Source organism: Rhodococcoides fascians NBRC 12155 = LMG 3623, from assembly GCF_001894785.1.
In the GTDB taxonomy this organism is placed as follows: Bacteria; Actinomycetota; Actinomycetes; order Mycobacteriales; family Mycobacteriaceae; genus Rhodococcoides; species Rhodococcoides fascians.
This window is the reverse complement of the sequence record NZ_BCWW01000001.1, coordinates 71,021-85,040: the sequence shown is the minus strand read 5'-3', so window position 1 is coordinate 85,040 and position 14,020 is coordinate 71,021. Positions and strand designations below refer to the sequence as shown.

The 14,020-nt window shown below is 65.8% G+C and carries 16 protein-coding genes; 7 read left to right on the top strand and 9 right to left on the bottom strand.

Annotated elements, in window-relative coordinates:
- Positions 1-9 precede the first annotated feature (9 nt).
- Positions 10-999, bottom strand: coding sequence for an NAD(P)/FAD-dependent oxidoreductase (locus RFA01S_RS00430; protein ID WP_052060824.1), 990 nt, complete (start codon positions 997-999; stop codon positions 10-12).
- Between the two features lie 291 nt (positions 1,000-1,290).
- On the opposite strand from RFA01S_RS00430, the gene RFA01S_RS00425 reads away from it, so the two are divergent.
- Positions 1,291-1,479 (top strand): hypothetical protein, encoded by a 189-nt coding sequence (locus RFA01S_RS00425; RefSeq protein ID WP_230595184.1) that lies wholly within the window; start codon positions 1,291-1,293, stop codon positions 1,477-1,479.
- Here the strand turns inward: RFA01S_RS00425 and RFA01S_RS27610 are convergent.
- Entirely contained in the window at positions 1,476-1,634 is a 159-nt protein-coding gene (locus RFA01S_RS27610) for a hypothetical protein (RefSeq protein ID WP_169879401.1), read from the bottom strand. The two genes, RFA01S_RS00425 and RFA01S_RS27610, sit on opposite strands and share 4 nt — an antisense overlap.
- Positions 1,635-1,886: 252 nt before the next feature.
- Here RFA01S_RS27610 and RFA01S_RS00415 point away from each other — a divergent pair, with 252 nt between their 5' ends.
- Positions 1,887-2,774 (top strand): SGNH/GDSL hydrolase family protein, encoded by an 888-nt coding sequence (locus tag RFA01S_RS00415; RefSeq protein ID WP_202902220.1) that lies wholly within the window; start codon positions 1,887-1,889, stop codon positions 2,772-2,774.
- 61 nt (positions 2,775-2,835) lie between these two features.
- A complete protein-coding gene (locus tag RFA01S_RS00410) occupies positions 2,836-3,477 on the top strand; it encodes a LysE family translocator (protein WP_032407891.1) in 642 nt (213 codons plus the stop codon).
- Here RFA01S_RS00410 and RFA01S_RS00405 read toward each other — a convergent pair.
- The 7 genes from RFA01S_RS00405 to RFA01S_RS00375 are packed head-to-tail and all read right to left on the bottom strand — an operon-like array spanning position 3,427 to position 11,195.
- A complete protein-coding gene (locus RFA01S_RS00405) occupies positions 3,427-3,969 on the bottom strand; it encodes a winged helix-turn-helix transcriptional regulator (protein ID WP_072691965.1) in 543 nt (180 codons plus the stop codon). The two genes, RFA01S_RS00410 and RFA01S_RS00405, sit on opposite strands and share 51 nt — an antisense overlap.
- 2 nt (positions 3,970-3,971) lie before the next feature.
- A complete protein-coding gene (locus RFA01S_RS00400; protein WP_027495142.1) occupies positions 3,972-4,475 on the bottom strand; it encodes a PaaI family thioesterase in 504 nt (167 codons plus the stop codon).
- Between the two features lie 46 nt (positions 4,476-4,521).
- Positions 4,522-6,225 (bottom strand): allophanate hydrolase, encoded by a 1,704-nt coding sequence (gene atzF, locus RFA01S_RS00395; protein ID WP_032407890.1) that lies wholly within the window; start codon positions 6,223-6,225, stop codon positions 4,522-4,524.
- Positions 6,215-8,239, bottom strand: a complete 2,025-nt coding sequence (locus RFA01S_RS00390) for a 5-oxoprolinase/urea amidolyase family protein (protein WP_032407889.1) — start codon at positions 8,237-8,239, stop codon at positions 6,215-6,217. The genes atzF and RFA01S_RS00390 overlap by 11 nt, the downstream gene beginning before the upstream one ends.
- Positions 8,236-8,862, bottom strand: a complete 627-nt coding sequence (locus tag RFA01S_RS00385; RefSeq protein ID WP_032407888.1) for an urea amidolyase associated protein UAAP2 — start codon at positions 8,860-8,862, stop codon at positions 8,236-8,238. The genes RFA01S_RS00390 and RFA01S_RS00385 overlap by 4 nt, the downstream gene beginning before the upstream one ends.
- Entirely contained in the window at positions 8,859-9,641 is a 783-nt protein-coding gene (locus RFA01S_RS00380; protein ID WP_032407887.1) for an urea amidolyase associated protein UAAP1, read from the bottom strand. The genes RFA01S_RS00385 and RFA01S_RS00380 overlap by 4 nt, the downstream gene beginning before the upstream one ends.
- 6 nt (positions 9,642-9,647) lie before the next feature.
- On the bottom strand, positions 9,648-11,195 hold the full coding sequence (locus RFA01S_RS00375; protein WP_032407886.1) for an amino acid permease: 1,548 nt from the start codon (positions 11,193-11,195) through the stop codon (positions 9,648-9,650).
- Positions 11,196-11,382: 187 nt separating this feature from the next.
- Between RFA01S_RS00375 and RFA01S_RS00370 the strand changes: the two genes are divergently transcribed.
- Genes RFA01S_RS00370 through RFA01S_RS00355 form a run of 4 tightly spaced genes read left to right on the top strand, consistent with a single transcriptional unit; the run spans position 11,383 to position 14,012 of the window.
- Positions 11,383-12,084 carry a TetR/AcrR family transcriptional regulator gene (locus tag RFA01S_RS00370; RefSeq protein ID WP_032369984.1) on the top strand — a complete coding sequence of 234 codons (702 nt, stop codon included), beginning with the start codon at positions 11,383-11,385 and terminating at the stop codon, positions 12,082-12,084.
- Positions 12,081-12,746: an SDR family NAD(P)-dependent oxidoreductase gene (locus RFA01S_RS00365; RefSeq protein WP_032407885.1), complete on the top strand. Its 666-nt coding sequence runs from the start codon at positions 12,081-12,083 to the stop codon at positions 12,744-12,746. The genes RFA01S_RS00370 and RFA01S_RS00365 overlap by 4 nt, the downstream gene beginning before the upstream one ends.
- 14 nt (positions 12,747-12,760) lie before the next feature.
- Positions 12,761-13,201 (top strand): cupin domain-containing protein, encoded by a 441-nt coding sequence (locus tag RFA01S_RS00360; protein ID WP_032407884.1) that lies wholly within the window; start codon positions 12,761-12,763, stop codon positions 13,199-13,201.
- A complete protein-coding gene (locus RFA01S_RS00355; RefSeq protein ID WP_032407883.1) occupies positions 13,194-14,012 on the top strand; it encodes a spermidine synthase in 819 nt (272 codons plus the stop codon). Before RFA01S_RS00360 ends, RFA01S_RS00355 begins: the two co-directional genes overlap by 8 nt.
- Positions 14,013-14,020: the final 8 nt, after the last annotated feature.

Genomic DNA, 14,020 nt, shown 5'->3' with positions numbered 1-14,020 from the left:
TGTCCGACGTCAGCCGGCCATTGCTTCGGCCCGTTCCACGGCGAACCGAACGTCCTCCTCGATAAGGTCACCGTTGATCGCGGCACCGGCCTTCACGCCTGCCGCCGAGGCCGCGACGACGGTGTCCATGGGTGCCGCCACGTTGCCGGCCACCCACACCCCCGGCACGGACGTCGCCCCGACCGGGTCGGCCTCGATGTAGGTGCCCAAGACGTGACCGTTCATCATCATCTCGGTCGTCTCGAGTCCCAATGACTCGAGAACGTCTGCGCGGGAGGTGAAGTTGGGGCCGATGACGACGGCGTCGAGCGCGACGGCGACGCCGTTCGCCAACGTGACGCCGACGATGGCGTCGTTCTCGACGTCGACTCGCGTGATCTCTTCTTCGACCACGACGATCCCGCGGGCGCGCATCCGCGTCAGCTCCTCGGGGCTCAATTCCGTTGCGGTGTGGGTGAATACGGTGACATTCTCGGACAGTTGACGCCACATCTGGGCCTGATGTCCGGACATGACGCTGCCGATGATGCCGATCGCCCGGTCTCGGACTTCCCATCCGTGGCAGTACGGGCAGTGCAGTACGTCGCGGCCCCAGCGCTCGGCGAGCCCGGGGATGCTGGGAAGAATGTCGGTGAGACCGGTGGTGACCAGGAGGCGACGGCCTCGAACGACGGTCCCGTCGGCGAGGGACACCTCGAACCCGGAGTCGGTCCGCGCAGCCGAGGTCGCGCTGCCGTCGACGATGCGGACGCCGTAGTGCTCGGCCTCGATGCGGCCGAGACGAACGAGCTCGAGCGGAGATTCGCCGTCGCGCGTCAGGTAGTTGTGCGAATGGGCGGCCGGAGCGTTGCGCGGATCGCCGGCGTCGACGATCGCCACGGATCGGCGGGAGCGTCCGAGGGCCACGGCTGCGCTGAGCCCCGCGACTCCGCCGCCGACGATGATCGCATCGACGCGGACATTCTCGGTGGGCGCTGGGTATGCGTTGTCTGAAGTCATGTCTGCAGTGTGCGGACAGGGCTGCATGGTTGGCAAGAAATATTGCTAGAACAGCAACTTGTCGAAGACGAAAATACCGCTGCTCCGACTCGCGCACACAAAACGAGGTAGCTGCCCTGTTTGTCCCCGCGTCGGCCGAGCCGACGGTTGCCATCGGTGGCAGTAAGCGCGGATCTACCGCTTGAACAGGCCGTTCGGGTGCGGTCTACTGATCGGCAGGAACAAATTGGGGGCGCAATGGGGCATTTCGAAATCGGGGATACGGTCGTCGCAGTCAGAAATCTGGGACGCGTGCGTTGGCGAAGCGGCATTCCCAAGGGAACCGTGGGGATCGTCGTAGGCATCGACTGGCTCGGCGACGCCCGAGTGGACTTCACCGCCGACCCGTCGATGCGAGGGCGCGGAGAAGCGGTGGAGCACATCGTGGCCGACGGTGACGTCCGGACGGTGCGGTCAGCGCCTCGCCGCTTGTTCGGCTAGCTGCCGTCGGTTCGCTCGTCGTCGGTGGCTGGGCCGGTTTCGATGGCCCCACCCTCGCTGGACCAGTCGTTGGTGTCTGCGTCCGCAGCCGGGTCGGACTGCACGTCCTTATCGGCGTCGGGGGCAGGGTTCTCGTCGTGCTTCGGATCAGTCATGTGTGCGGTGTACCCGTGCGGTGCCGGACGAACCGTCGGCACCGCACGGATGGCGAACTGCCGGTCCTACAGTCCGAAGGGCAGCGTTCCCGGTGCCAGCTCGAAGCCGCTGCTACCAGCAGAAATGGAGCCGAAGCCGGCCAGGATCGCGTTGATGAAGTTGGTGATCATGCGATGTTCCTTTCCTTCGATGTGTAGACGTACTCGTGGGACAACCCGGTCGAGGTTACCGGCCGCGGTAGCGTCGAGCCTGTGAGGAACCCTGGGATCTACGTCGGGATTGCTGTTGCCGTGAGTCTGCTTGCGGCGTGTTCTTCGCCCAGTGCACCCGACGCCGACGTCCCGGACGCCCCGGCCTCGGCCCCACTGAACTATGTGGCGCTGGGTGATTCGGCGGCGTCGGGGCCACGTATCCCGGAGCAGGTGGGCGTACCGGGTTGTGAGCAGTCCGACTCGAACTACCCGCACGTCGTCGCGGCTCAGCTCGAGGTCGCGTCGTTCGTCGACGTCACGTGCGGCGGGGCCGTGACCGAGAACCTCGTCTCGACGCCGCAGAGCACCTCCAGCGGGGATCAGCCCGTCCAACTCGACGCGGTGACGCCCGAGACCGAGCTGGTGACGGTGACGATCGGTGGCAACGACATCGGGCTCGTCTCGACCGCGGTGGGCTGCCTGACGTTCGCGAATTCCTCGACAGGCAACGTCTGCAAGGACCGGCTCACCGCCGGCGGCGTCGACACCGTCGCCGCCGCCATCGCGGACAAGGCTCCGGGCTGGGGCGCGATGCTCGACGCGGTGGCCGAGCGTGCGCCCGACGCGCGGATCCTCGTCGTCGGATACGGAACGTATCTCCCCGACGGCGGCTGCTTCCCCACTCAGCCGGTTCTCCCCGAGGACGCCGACTACATCCAGAGCAGCATCACCGCCATGAACCAGGCGCTGAAGACACAGGCCGAGGAGCACGGGGCCGAGTTCGTCGACACCGAGGCACTCAGCGTCGGCCACGATGTCTGTGCGGCAGTCGATCAGCGGTACTTCGAGGGCGTCATCCCGGAGAACCCCGCTGCGCCACTGCACCCGACGGCAGCCGGCATGGCCGCCATCGGTGACGAGATCGCCTCGATCGCGCGAAGCGAATAGGTGTCCACGGGAAGGTAACTGGCTCTACCCGGGCGTTCGACTATCGGGAAGTGTCGACCGTATGGTCTCGTGGTCCGCAGTATTCGGCGTGTTCGCCGTCGCCCTCGTGTTGGTTCTGACACCGGGTCCCAACATGATCTACCTCGTCTCGCGCAGCATTTCGCAAGGCAGGCGGGCGGGGATGGTGTCCCTCGTAGGTGTGGCTGTCGGCTTTCTGGTCTATCTGACGGCCACCAATCTCGGCCTGGCAGCGGTGTTCACGGCCGTGCCGGCGTTGTACATCGCGGTCAAGCTTGCCGGTGCCGCCTACCTCGGTTGGCTTGCGGTGCAGGCCCTACGCGGAACAGTCTCCGCCTTCGAGCCGACTGCGCTGCAGCAGGATTCGAACCGCAGGCTGTTCATGATGGGGCTGGTGACCAACCTGCTGAACCCGAAGATCGCCATCATGTACATCTCGGTCATTCCGCAGTTCGTCGATCCTGCTGCCGGACCCGTTCTGCTGCAGGGTTTCGCACTCGGCGGCGTGCAGATAGCTGTAGCGGTTGTGATCAACCTGGCCATCGTGGTGCTGGCCGGATCGATCGCCCGATTTCTCGCCGTCCGGCCGACGTGGCTGAAGGTGCAGCGTTACCTGATGGGCACAGTGCTCGGGTTACTGGCGGTCCGTGTCGCTACCGACGGCGGGCGACCGCTCCCGGCGTGATCGACGCGTGGCACGCAGATCCGGATCCAACCGTCGCCGTATGCCTTCGGATGCAGCCGGCCCCGGAAGGAACTGCGCGTGGCTCTCGCGCAGAGTCCTTCCTGTCTCGGGGTCGACGAGGACCGGATCGATCGGTCGGCCATCTCCGTCCACCAGCACCACCCGCCGATCCCGTTGCGGCACATGCTTGTTTCCCCATGCATACAGAGCGACGATGACCGTGCTGAGTTCACGGGCCCGCGCCGTCGGTACGTACTCGTGGCGCGGGGGGTGCTCACTGTATTGCACCTTGGTCAGCATCCCGCCGTCGACCAGGCCTTTGAGTCTGCGCGCCAACATGTTCGGAGCAATACCGAGATTGGACTCCAGCTCGTCGAAGCGAGAGAAGCCGTCGAGCACATCCCGCAGGATCAGCAGCGTCCACCATTCGCCGACCTGCTCGAGCGCCCCGGCGATGGGGCACTCCATGTCCGCGAAACTACGGCGTTGCATTGCTACTTTCCAGGGATGACGAGCAAGGAACTCGTCCCGGTCGCGACGACCCTGCCGGTGTTGTCGACCACCGAACCCTCGGTGAAGATCACTCGCGAGCCGCTCTTGACCACGGTCCCCGTGGCCGTCAAAGGTCCGCTGTGAGAGTGCACCGGGCGTTGGTAGCTGACGTTGATGTCGATGGAGGTGTACCCGGTGCCTGCCGGGAGCGTGGTGTGGGCCGCGCAACCGAGGACTGTGTCGAGAAGCGTGCACACCAGACCGCCGTGCACCATGCCGATCGGGTTGTAGTGCGCCTCGGACGGTTCGCACTCGAACACCACTTTGCCGGTCTCGACCAAGACCGGGGAGAACTGCATGAGGGCGGCGATGGGCGGAGGTGGCAGCTCGCCACTGACCAGCGCACGCATGGCGTCGAGACCGCTCATGGTGGACGCAGTCTTCAGCACCTCGGCGGGGTCGACCCACGAGAAGGTCTGCGATCGTCGTTGCTCATCAGTGATCATGTGTCTCGCCTGTCCTCGAGTAACTATCACCATGATAGTCAGCTGCTCAGGATAGTAACCCCTGATCGCGGTAGGCGCGCCAACCGCCGTGCTCGGTGATGTCGGTGCCCTTCTCGGCCGCGTCGTGGGCGCAGCAGAACCCGGTGACCCAACGTCCGTCCGACAACTCGACGGGACCGAGGCCCATCGGCGCGGGCAACCCGGCGAGGAAGGTGCCGAGCGCGGCGGCGGACATCCGGTACAGCTCTCCGGCTATGGGTGCGCCGTCCCCTTCCCGCCGCACCAGACCGGGCTTGGGCGGTGTGGTGTGCAGATCCACGAGTCGATAGTCCGCAGACGTGGTCACCTCGCCGCTGAACCGTGCGCCCCGATCGGTCAGTTGGCTGTGCACCGGGAACCCGCGCAGGTGTGCCCCGACGGCCAGCACCTCGATGCCGTCGTCGATCAACGAGGGTGACGGCGCTTCGCTCAGCCGAGCAGCGAGGTCGACGGCGATCTGATCCTCGAATGCAGGCACGACGAACATCACTCCGAATGGAGTGCCGTCGGGCGTCGGGGCGCCGGGAACGGCCACCGCAGCCATGTCGAGCAGGTTGCAGAAGTTCGTGAACGTGCCGAGGCGTCGGTTGATACCGATCGGATCCGCCTGCACTGCAGCGATACTCGGATGTTCGGTGGTGGTGGGCAGCAGCAGACCGTCGACGTCTCGTAGCATTTCGCGGGCAGCCGTCTTGGCCTGGGTGAGCGTGCCCAGATCGTCCACGTACCGGTGCGCGGACGGGCCGGCTGCAGAGCGGACGATGGCAGCGACCGTGGGATCGGCACCGTCCGGAGCGGTGTCGAGAAATTGCCCGACGGCCGAATAGCGCTGCGCCACAATGGCTCCGTCGTACAGCAGTGTCGCCGCATCGAGCAGCCCCGAGATATCGACCTCGATGTGGGTGAAGCCCTTCTCGGCCAGGCCTGCGACCGTCTCCTCGAATGCCCGACGGTATGCCGGGCTCAGCGATACCAGATCCGTGGCACGCGGAACGGCGACCCGGGGTTCCGGCGACGCGGCCAGTCGTACGTCGGCGGGCCAGGCCCGGCTGCGTGGATCGGTGGTGGTCGGACCGGTCATCACTTTGATTGCTGCCGTGGCACTGTCGAGATCGTGGGCCAGAACGGTGACGCAGTCGTAGTCGGCGCAGGCGGGAACGACGCCGGTGTTCGGCACGATCCCCAGTGTCGCCTTGATGCCGACGAGTCCGTGGAACGCGGCGGGAACTCGCCCGGATCCGGCTGTGTCGGTGCCGATTCCGATGTCCGCGATCCCCAGTGCCACCGCCACTGCCGAGCCGGAACTGGACCCGCCCGAGACCAGCGTGGGGTCCCAGGCGCAGCGCACTGCTCCGTAGGGGCTGCGGGTGCCGACCAGTCCGGTGGCGAATTGGTCCAGGTTGGTCTTGCCGAGTATCAGAGCGCCCTGGCTCGTCAATCGCTCGATGGCGACGGCGGAGACTGCTGGTGTGTAGGCGAATTCGGGGCACGCCGCAGTAGTGGGCAGACCGGCGACGTCGATGTTGTCCTTGACCGCAACCAGCACGCCGGCGAGCGGCAGATCTGCACCTGCCTCCAGTGCGCGTTCGAGCGCCACCGCCTCGGCCAGTACGTCGTCCTCGTCGCGCAGGGTGATCCACACCTCGGGTCGGTCGACCTCCGCGATTCGCTTGTACGCCTGCAGAACTCGTTCTCGTACCTCAGGCAGCATCGATCTTGCCTCTCTTGTCGAATTCTCCGGCTGCCGACCACGCGTCCCGCTCGGCCCCGAAGGCCACGGCCTGAGTCGCGCGGAACTCCGCGATGGATTCGGCGTTGGACTCGAGGAAGTTCTCGTGCTCGGCGAGCGAGAACTCACCGTCGGTGATCTCGACTCCACCGCCTCGGCCTGCCGCGAGATCCGCGCGCAGGTCCATCAGCTCCTCGGGTTCGACCGAGTACCAGGAGATTCGGTCGAAGAACCGCAACAGCCACGGGGTTCCTTCCTCGAACGGGCCTCCGCTGTACGTGGCACTGTGGTTCCACACCTGCGTGGTTCGGCCGACGAACTGGTATCCGCCGGGACCCTCCATGCCGTAGATGCAGAGGTATGCCCCGCCGATGCCGACGGCATTCTCCGGCGTCCACGTGCGTGCCGGGTTGTACTTCGTCGTCACCAGGCGGTGACGCGGATCCAGCGGAGTCGCCACCGGGGCACCGAGGTACACGTCACCGAGCCCGAGCACCATGTAGTCCGCCGCGAAAACGGTATCGAAAACGTCTGCGACGGAACCGAGTCCGTTCATCCGCCTGATGAATTCGATGTTCCAGGGACACCACGGGGCGTCCGCACGCACGCCGTGCATGTACCGCTGAATTGCTTCGCGGGTCGACGGGTCGTCCCACGAGAGCGGGAGCCGAACCTGACGGCTGGGGACCACGAGTTCCGAGGCGGCAGGAAGATCATCCTCGACCTCGGCGAGCAGACCCATCAGCGAATCGATCGACAGCACATCGGGATTCACCTTGACCTGCAGTGAGCGGATGCCGGGGGTCAGATCCAACAGGCCTCGGGGCGCGATGGCTTCGACACGCTGATGCAGCGCGTGCACCCGTGCTCGCAGGGTGAGGTCGAGTTTCATGTCGCCGTATTCGACCAGCACGTTGTCGTCCCCAGATCGCCGGTAGGTGACGCAGGTATCGGCGTCACGCCGAGCGATGACGCCGTCGTCCCCGTCACCGCCGGCGGAGAAGACCGCGGGTAGTGATGCGCGCCGAGCGAGGCCGAGCGATCCCAGCGGCGCGGTGGCTGCAGCCCGGACCGGCACGAATCGGATGGTGTCACCGGGCCGAAGCTGGCCGAGCTTCCAGCGTTCGGCCGCGACAACGGTGACAGGACAGACGAATCCGCCGAGACTCGGGCCGTCGGGGCCGAGCAGGATCGGGGTGTCGCCGGTGAAGTCCAATGCCCCGACGCTGTAGGCGTTGTCGTGGATGTTCGACGGGTGCAATCCGGCCTCGCCGCCGTCGGCGCGAGCCCACTGCGGCTTGGGTCCGATCAGCCGAACTCCGGTGCGATCGGAGTTGAAGTGGACCTCGTAGCGGGTGGCGTAGAGGGTGTCGATGTCGTCGCGGGTGAAGAACTCGGGTGCTCCGTGTGGGCCTTCGGTGACGGCGATGTCCCAGTTGGACGTCAGCACCGGCAGGTGTTCCATCGGGATCGGTCCGAGGACGGCTGAGTTGTCGGAGCGGCCGGCCAGTCCGATGATGTCTCCCTCGCCCAGGATGCCGCCGCGATGTCCGCCGAACTTACCGAGCGTGAATGTCGCTGCGCTGCCGAGGTAGTCGTCGACGTCGAGGCCGCCCTGGATCAGGACATACACCCGCAGACCGTGTCCGGTGGTGGTGCCCACGTCCAGTGTTGCTCCGGCAGGTACCAGAACCGGTCGCCACTGCGGGGCCGGTCGGCCGTCGATGCGCACCGGCACTGCTGCACCGGTGACGCAGACGTAGGTGTCGGCGTCGAACGTCAATGCCGGTCCGGCCATGGTCGATTCGAGGCCGGGTGCGCCCTCGGGATTGCCGAGCGCGGTGTTGCCGAGCCGGAACGACAGATCGTCCATCGGTCCCGACGGCGGCACGCCCACCTTCCAATATCCGACGCGTCCCGGCCAGTCCTGCACGGTCGTGATCATGCCGGGCCGCTGCACGGTCATCTTGGCGGCCTTACTGTTCACAGCGGTCATGATCGCGTCACGATCATCTGCACTGCGGTGGGCTCGAACCCGTTGCAGGGGTTGTTGATCTGCGGGCAGTTCGAGACCAACACCAGGGTGTCGATCTCTGCGCGCAGCGAGAGCGTCTTACCGGGGGCCGACAGACCGTCGACGATGCCGAGGGTGCCGTCGGCGTCGACGGGGACGTTCATGAAGAAGTTGATGTTGGGGGCCAGATCTCGCTTGCCGAGTTCCCACTTGGAACCCTCGATGAGGAAATTCTCGACGCACGCGTGCTGGTGCTGGGTGTGATGGCCGTAGCGCAGGGTGTTCGATTCCTTGGAGCACGCACCGCCGACGGTGTCGTGGTTGCCGACCTCATCGTCGATGATCGTCATCAGCGGTGTCGAATCATCGCTGCGGAGAACGGTTCCGGTGGTCAGGAACAGGTTCTGTTGCGCGGTGACGGTCGCGGCCGCGGAGTATCGCAGTGAGTGATCGTGTGCGGCGTACAGCAGGGTGTCCACGGCCTGATTGCCGTAGAGGTCGACGATGGTCAGGACGTCGCCGGCCTCGACGATTGCCGACCAGGGGCCGAACGCGGGAGCGATCTCGTCTCTCACTGTCACCGTGTTCACTGTGCTGGTAGTCATTGCGCTGCCTTCCATGCGTTCTCGGTGTTCTGCACTGCTCGCTGGTATTCCGGCTCGGTGTTGTCGAGTGTGAGCAGCTCCTCCGGTGCGCGCCAGGCCAGTACGTCGAGTGTCGTCGTGTCGTACTCGGGACTGGGGTTCAGTGGGTGAGCGGTGTTGGCGAGCAACACGATCACCGGCAGGTGGATGAGCAGATCCACCGAGCGGCCCGGTCCGGCAGAGCCGGTGCTGACGAGGCTCCCGTCCGCGTCGACGGTGACGCCGTGGAAGAACGACAGCGATGGTCCGACGTCACGCGGCTCGAGTCCGTGCTTGGCCGCGGCAAGGGAGAACAGCTCGCGTCCGGCCGGAGCGGACGAATGCGGTCCGCTCACTCCGTATTTGGCGATGTTCGTCGCCGTGGACGTAGTACCGCACAGCGCGTCGTGGTGACCGGAGGTGTCGGCGACGATGGTCGCGAGCACGCGGCCCTGGTCCGAGAGCAGGGGGTGGCCCGCGCTCAGGTACGCCTGCCACGGAACCTTGACGGTGTCGGCGGTGTTGAGGCGCTCCCACGGTGCGTCGACGCGATAGAGCAGCAGGTTGGCGCAGGCGGCGCCGTCGACGTCGACGAGGCGCAAGCGGGTTCCGCGAGCCAGAACCTTCGTGGTGTAGCTGCCGCCAGGCACCGATTCTGCCCACGTCAGTTCCGACACGCCCTCCGGTGCTGCGGGGGCCGGGGCGAGGGTCGCCTGGGACCGCGCGTGTTCCTTGGCCGAATGGGTGGTTGCTGTGCTCATGGTGGTTCAGGCTCCGATCGTGACGGGCTTCGGGTGGGCTTTGCCGCGGGGCAGGCAGGCGATGCCCACGACGATCACTGCGAGGACGGTCAGGGGTGCGGCCCAGCGCAGCAGTGGGAATTCGCCGGTGGGGTCGAAGATTTCGGCTCGTGGCCACGAGAGGTTGACCACCATGAGCCCGCCGTAGAGAACTGCGGCGATGTTGACCGGCAGGCCGAGGCGGCCGAGGGTGAAGAGCTTCTCGCCGTCGCTGTCCTTCTGCGCTCCGCCGTGCGGCCAGCCTTTGAGTCGCTGGATCAGCAGCGGGACGGTCACCATCATGTAGGCGAGGTAGATGAGCACGATGCAGACGCTCGACAGCGTCGTGAAGATCGCGGAGTTCCCGACGTTCACGGCGAGGATGGCCACGCAGGCCAGGCCGATCAGCACCGAGGGTGCGATGGGAGTTCCGGTGCGCGAGTTGACCTTGGCCAGTGCAGCGGATGCCGGCAGTCGTCCGTCGCGGGCCATGGAGAACATCAATCGGGAGGCTGCGGTCTGGATGGCGAGGGTGCAGATGAACACGGCGATGGCGACGTCGACGAGCAGGACCTTGCCCCACGGCGAGGTGAGAATCGAATCGATGACGTACGGAAGTCCCTGCGTCGCAAGCTGACCGTCGGTGAGACTGGGTGCGGCCATCAGTGCGCCGACGATCATCAGGCCACCGCCGAGTGCCGATGCCGAGAGCGCGAGGCGAATGGTGCGCGGTGCGACGCGTCGGGGATTGCGGGTTTCCTCGGCGAGCTCGCCCGCCGACCCGAAGCCGACCATGACGTAGGCGGCCATCAGACCCGAGACGATCCAGGCCCCGATGTAGCCGGGATCTGCTCCGGCACTCCCGGTGTCGAAGACCACCTGCGGGCCGCGCTCGGCGTGGGTGAAGAACACCAGCACCAGAGCGATGACGCCGACGATCTCGCAGGTGACGCCGATGCTGTTGATGCGCGACATCCAGTTCACGCCGATGCAGTTGATGGTGGTCGTGAGTACCAGCAGAATCGATCCCAGCACAACGGCATTGGCTGCTCCGCTCGACGAGGTCAGCGCGGTGTCCTCACCGATGAACTGGAATCCGCCCCAGATGCTGGGCAGCACCACCTGCAACGCGATCGCGGCGGCGGAGGCGGTGACGATCTGCGCGATGATCATGAACCACCCGGCGAACCAGCCGACCAGTTCACCGCCCATGCGCCGGGACCAGTGGTAGATGGCCCCCGAGATGGGATAGCGCGCGGCGAGTTCGGCGAAGTTCAAGGCGACCATGAACTGGCCGAGGAACACCAACGGCCAGGTCAGGAAGAAGGCCGGGCCGCCGAAGCTGAAGCCGAGGCCGAAGAGCTGGAAGATGGTGGTCAGGATCGAGACGAACGAGAAGCCGGCGGCGAACGACGCGTACTTGCCGAGGCTACGGTGCAGCTGCTGGTCGTACCCGAGGGCAGCAAGATCCGAATGGTCCGTCGTACGAACCGGTTCCGATCCCGCGCCGGGGGCCGGCAATGTTGTCGAGCTCATGTTCACTCCTACGGGCGAGGTGGGTGGTGAGTGACCGCCCGCTGCATCGCCGAGGCGGGTTTCTGTCAGTTGATAGTTTTCGGCACCGCCGTTCCCGGGCGGTGTCCGTCGTGAAACAAGCTCGTTTCGTCTATTTCGATCAGATGACAGAAATCTCACCGTCACGTGGACCTGACAAGATGCAGTCATGACCGGCGCAGGCAGACCACGGCTGAGCACGAAGAAGCGGGCAGGAGACACCGCTCGCGAGGAAATACTCGACGCTTCGGCCGAGCTGTTCACCACTCGCGGATTCACCAACACCTCGACCCGCGTCATCGCCGACGCCGTCGGACTGCGTCAGGCCTCGCTCTATCACCACTTCGCCACCAAGGACGACATCCTCGACGCACTTCTCAGCGGCACCGTCGACGCGCCGTTGGCCGTTGCGCAGCGAATCCGCGATTCCGGAGCCGAGGCCCCGACCCAGATGTACGCCCTCGCCTACTTCGACGCCGGGCAGCTGGCCGCGTCCACCTGGAATCTGGGTGCGCTCTATCTGCTGCCCGAGCTGCGCAGTGAGCGTTTCGAGGCCTTTCGAGACCACCGCTACACATTGATGAGCCTGTATGCCGCCATCGCGTCGGACACGCTGGTTGAACTCGGTTCCGAGCGTCGGCCGGGCACCGAGGACCTGCCGTTTCGCCTGGTGGAGACCGTGGTGAACGCGCGTGCTGACCGCGAGAACGGACGGCGCGACCCGACGGTGGATGCGGCGGGGATTGCCGAGGCCGCCCTGCGGGTGCTCGGCTGGACCGCGGATGTCAGCGCGTTGCACGAGAGTGCGGAAGCCCTGCTCGAGGCGGTCGTCGGAATAGTCGAGGATTCTCGCTCCTTGCATTCGACATGACATCGATAGCAATAGTCGGAGCAGGTGCAGGTCTCGGAGCAGCAGTGGCGCGTAAGTTCGGCGCGGAGGGCTTCTCGGTCGGCCTGATATCCCGCAACCGGTCCCGTGTCGACGCACTCGCTGATCAGCTCGCTGCCGAGGGTGTATCCGCCAAGGGATTCGTCGCCGATGTGCGCGATCCGGCCTCCATCGCCGCAGCGCTCGAGCAGGTCACCGAAACGCTCGGCCCCATCGAGGTGCTGCAGTACAGCCCGCTTCCGCAAAAGGACTTCATGCGGCCCGTGCTCGAGACCACCCCGGCCGACATGGTCGGACCGGTCGAGTTCTCCATCTACGGACCCATCGCCGCCGTTCATCAGGTGCTGCCGGGAATGCGATTCCTCGGCAAGAACAAGGGCACGATCTTGTTCGTCAACGGCGGCTCTGCCGTGAAGCCCGGTCGTACGGTCACCGGCACATCCATCGCGTTCGCAGGCCAGGCCGCCTATGCGCAGCTGCTCAACGAGGAGTTGGCCGAAGAGGGAATCCAGGTGTCGCAGTTGATCATCGGTGGTGCCATCGACGGTAGCGATCCGAAGAAGAGCCCGGAGGCTCTCGCCGAGCAGCTGTGGAGCCTGCACACCGGGCGCGACAGGTTCCGGGTTCAGGTCGCCACGGACTGACTAGGCTTGCCGGCATGACATCGTTGCCCGACTGGGCTCAGAGCCTGGACCTGGCACCCCACCCGGAGGGTGGATGGTTCAAGGAGACCTGGCGCAGCGAGGTCACGATTCCACAGGCAGCTCTGCCCGACGGTTATCCCGGTCCCCGCGCGGCAGGGACGGCAATTCTGTTCCTGCTCATGCCCGGTCAGCAGTCGGCCTGGCACACCGTCCGCGGCACCGAGATGTGGCTGTATCACCGGGGCAGTCCGGTGCAACTCGACCTGGGCAGTGATGGAACCCAGCCGGGCGAGGTGACCACGCTGCTGGTTGCGCCCGAGTCTCCGCAGCAGATCGTGCCACCGTCGGTGTGGCAGCGGGCGCGTCCGATGGGCGACGAGCCGAGCTTGGTCAGCTGCACCGTCACCCCGGGATTCGATTTCGAGGACTTCCGGCTCGAGGACTCCCATGGGTAGGAAGCGTGAGTCCGCTGGAGGGCTGAAGCCCGGCCTGTTCGAAATCGACTCGGGCACCTGTGAACTGGTCCGCGACACCTTCTCGGACGACGGCTGGGTCGTCAACGTCAACGATGTTCCCAGTTCGCACATCGACATGAACGACCCCACGGTGCTCGAGTTCGAGTACATGCGGTGGATCTCGGGACTGGTTCGTGCGCAGTGGGATTCGACCTTCCCGCTGCGGGCGCTGCATCTCGGGGGCGGGGCCTGCACGCTGGCGCGCTCGTTCACCGCCGAGTTCCCCGGTGCACGTCAGGTGGTCGTGGAGCTCGACGGGAAGCTCTCGGAGCTGGTTCGTGAATGGTTCGACCTCCCTCGGGCACCGCTGCTGCGTATCCGCGTCGGCGAGGCACGGGCCGTCACCGAGACGCTGAGCGAGAACAGCCGAGACCTGATCGTGCGAGATGTGTTCTCCGGAGCCACAACTCCGACCCCGCTGCTCACCGTCGAGTTCACCGAGCATGTTCGACGCGTTCTCTCGCCCGGCGGCATGTATGTCGTCAACTGCGGTGATCGACGCGATCTCTCGCTCGCGAAGCAGGAGGCGTCGACCATCGGAAGTATATTTCCGCACACGGCGATCGTCGCCGATCCGGCGATGCTCAAGGGCAGGCGCTACGGCAACATCATCATCGCCGGCAGTGACGTCCCGATCGGAGACTCCCCGGCTCTGGCGCGGGAGCTTCTCGGCGGAGCAGTTCCGGCGCATGTGTGGTTGACCGACGAGGTCACGACTTTCGCGCGTGATGCAAAGATGTTGCGGGATTGAAGTACTGG

What these genes read in the sequence shown, in the direction of transcription:
- RFA01S_RS00430 (WP_052060824.1), bottom strand. Translation starts at nt 999, where the DNA reads ATGACTTCAGACAACGCATACCCAGCGCCCACCGAGAATGTCCGCGTC.
- RFA01S_RS27610 (WP_169879401.1), bottom strand. Translation starts at nt 1,634, where the DNA reads ATGACTGATCCGAAGCACGACGAGAACCCTGCCCCCGACGCCGATAAG.
- RFA01S_RS00410 (WP_032407891.1), top strand. Translation starts at nt 2,836, where the DNA reads ATGGTCTCGTGGTCCGCAGTATTCGGCGTGTTCGCCGTCGCCCTCGTG.
- RFA01S_RS00405 (WP_072691965.1), bottom strand. Translation starts at nt 3,969, where the DNA reads ATGCAACGCCGTAGTTTCGCGGACATGGAGTGCCCCATCGCCGGGGCG.
- RFA01S_RS00400 (WP_027495142.1), bottom strand. Translation starts at nt 4,475, where the DNA reads ATGATCACTGATGAGCAACGACGATCGCAGACCTTCTCGTGGGTCGAC.
- atzF (WP_032407890.1), bottom strand. Translation starts at nt 6,225, where the DNA reads ATGCTGCCTGAGGTACGAGAACGAGTTCTGCAGGCGTACAAGCGAATC.
- RFA01S_RS00390 (WP_032407889.1), bottom strand. Translation starts at nt 8,239, where the DNA reads ATGACCGCTGTGAACAGTAAGGCCGCCAAGATGACCGTGCAGCGGCCC.
- RFA01S_RS00385 (WP_032407888.1), bottom strand. Translation starts at nt 8,862, where the DNA reads ATGACTACCAGCACAGTGAACACGGTGACAGTGAGAGACGAGATCGCT.
- RFA01S_RS00380 (WP_032407887.1), bottom strand. Translation starts at nt 9,641, where the DNA reads ATGAGCACAGCAACCACCCATTCGGCCAAGGAACACGCGCGGTCCCAG.
- RFA01S_RS00375 (WP_032407886.1), bottom strand. Translation starts at nt 11,195, where the DNA reads ATGAGCTCGACAACATTGCCGGCCCCCGGCGCGGGATCGGAACCGGTT.
- RFA01S_RS00370 (WP_032369984.1), top strand. Translation starts at nt 11,383, where the DNA reads ATGACCGGCGCAGGCAGACCACGGCTGAGCACGAAGAAGCGGGCAGGA.
- RFA01S_RS00365 (WP_032407885.1), top strand. Translation starts at nt 12,081, where the DNA reads ATGACATCGATAGCAATAGTCGGAGCAGGTGCAGGTCTCGGAGCAGCA.
- RFA01S_RS00360 (WP_032407884.1), top strand. Translation starts at nt 12,761, where the DNA reads ATGACATCGTTGCCCGACTGGGCTCAGAGCCTGGACCTGGCACCCCAC.
- RFA01S_RS00355 (WP_032407883.1), top strand. Translation starts at nt 13,194, where the DNA reads ATGGGTAGGAAGCGTGAGTCCGCTGGAGGGCTGAAGCCCGGCCTGTTC.